The organism is Pseudomonas capsici (genome assembly GCF_017165765.1).
GTDB classification, from domain to species: domain Bacteria; phylum Pseudomonadota; class Gammaproteobacteria; order Pseudomonadales; family Pseudomonadaceae; genus Aquipseudomonas; species Aquipseudomonas capsici.
The window spans coordinates 1-2,418 of sequence record NZ_JAFGZD010000044.1; the positions used below are offsets into that span (position 1 = coordinate 1).

Sequence of the window (2,418 nt, forward strand, 5' to 3'; positions counted from 1 at the left end):
TTCACACAGCAAGGCATAGCACTCTTGCGGCGAGCGGCTGACCAGTTGCGGCACGATCAGCAACTCGCCACCGTGCATCAACGCACCCCAGATTTCCCAGACCGAGAAGTCGAAGGCAAACGAGTGGAACAGTGCCCAGACATCGGTCGAACCGAACTCGAACCACGATTGGGTGGCCGAGAACAGCCGCGCCACGTTGCGGTGCTCGACCTGCACGCCCTTCGGCAAGCCGGTGGAACCCGAGGTGTAGATCACATAGGCCAGGTTTGACGAAGATGAATCCACCTGCGGATTATTCAGTGGCATGCCTTTCAGGCTGCCGTCATCCAGGCAGATGAGCGGAACGCTGGCCTGAGCCACGACCTTGGTCGTCGCACGCTGAACCAGCACCGCCACCGGCGCGCTGTCATTGATCTGGTACGCCAGACGCTCGGCCGGATAAGCCGGGTCCAGCGGCACATAACCGGCACCAGCCTTGAGGATACCCAACAGGCCGACGATCATTTCCGGACCACGCTCTACGCAGATCGCCACCCGATCGTCCGGGCCGATGCCCAACTCGATCAGGCGATGCGCAACCTGGTTGGCACGCGCATTGAGTTCGCCATACGTCAGGCGACGGGCCTCGAAACGAATCGCCGGGGCCGAAGGGTTCGCCACTGCCCTGGCCTCGAAGGCCCGATGAATCAGATGATCATCGGCAAAGGTCGAGTTACTGGTGTTCCACTCATGCAGCAACTGCTCACGCTCGTTACTCGGCAGGATCGACAGATTGCTCAGCAGCGTCTGCGGAGCTTGCTCCAGCGCATCGATCAATTGTTCCAGCGCAAACTGCACATAGTTACAGATGCGTTGAGCGCCGATGGACGCCACCGCCAGAGCGGTGAGTTTGAAGCCATCACCAAAGTCATCGACGTTGAGGGTCAACGGGTAGTTGGTGCGCTCATCGCCGCCCAGACTCTGCATGCCCTCCCAGGCCTGCAGGCTTTCCCCGTTGGCTACAGGCGTGCTGTGCCGGTAGTTGAGCAAGGCGCTGAACAGCGGCGTCGGGACCTCCACGCTGCTGCAACGCTGGGCCAGAGCCAGAGAAGCATGCTCATGGGCCAACAAGGCGGTCAGACGTTCATGGGTTTGCAGCACACTTTGGTGCACGGCATGTCGGTCGAGCGATACCCGCAGCGGCAAGGTATTGATGAAAATACCCAAGGCCCGGTCTGAGCCCTCGCCGCCCTGCATCCGGCCCATGAGTACCGTGCCGAACACCACATCGTCAGTGGCCGAAACCTTGCCCAGTACCAGCGCCCAGGCCAGATGTACAAGGCTGGCTGCACTGACACCCAGTTGCCGTGCCTGATGGCGCAAGCGAGCCGACAATTGCAGATCCACTGGATGATGGACTTCTTCTATATCACGACCGTCGCCCTGCACATCATGTACACCAAATGGCAGGGTCGGCTCGTCGATATCTCCCAGCATTTCCCGGAAGAACTGCTCATGACGGGCTGTGCTCTGCCCCAGCCGCGTCTGCGTCACATAGTTACGGTATGGCATTGCCGCGCTCAATTGATCGGCAGTACCCAGCAGGAAGGCCTGCATTTCAAGCTGCATCACTTCCAGCGCGGTATGGTCCAGTGCCAGGTGATGGAACAGCAGCGTGGCCACCCAGCGGTCTTGCTCCTTGTCCTCGGCGCAGGCCAGGTGCAGCAGCGGCGCGCGGGTCAGGTCGAGACGATAGTGACGGGCATCGAAGCGCACCGACAGTTGCGTGGCGACCGGTCCCTGCGCCGGATCAAGCACGACCCATTGCGGTTGCAGCGTTACATGGCGGCAGACCACCTGCACCGGCTCGTCAAGGCCACTCCAGTGCACTGAGGTGCGCAGGATATCGTGGCGGTCGATCACCGATTGCAGTGCCTGGATAAAGGCATCCAGACGTTCGCGGCTATCAAAGGCGTACTGCGATTGCAGCACATACGGGTCGCCAGCTTCGGCGGTCAGGTAGTGATAGAGAATCCCTTCCTGCAGCGGAGCCAGCGGGTAAATATCCTGAATATTGGCCGCGCCGCCCGGAATGGCAGCGATAACCTGTTCCAACTGCTCTTCGCTGATCGTCAGCAATGGCAGCATGTCAGGGGTAATGTGCGTGCAGCCCGGCTCGATCAGGTTGGCCGGGACATGGATTTCCGTGCTACTGCCCACCGCAGCCGCCAGGGCCATCAACGTTGGTTGACTGAACAGCACCCGCACATCGGCGCTCAGGCCTTGCTGACGCATCTTCTCGATCAGCTTCACCGCCAGCAACGAGTGGCCGCCCAGTTCGAAGAAGTGATCGTGACGACCCACGCGCTCGACCTGCAGCACCTCGGCCCAGATCTGCGCCAGGGTGGTTTCGGTTTCGCCAATCGGCGCTTCGTAGCC

At 60.9% G+C, this 2,418-nt stretch carries 1 protein-coding gene; it reads right to left on the reverse strand.

Annotated features, from left to right (window positions below; genetic code table 11):
- Window positions 1-2,418 (reverse strand): AMP-binding protein (locus JSY17_RS25400; RefSeq protein ID WP_206404924.1); only part of this gene is annotated, 2,418 nt, incomplete at both ends.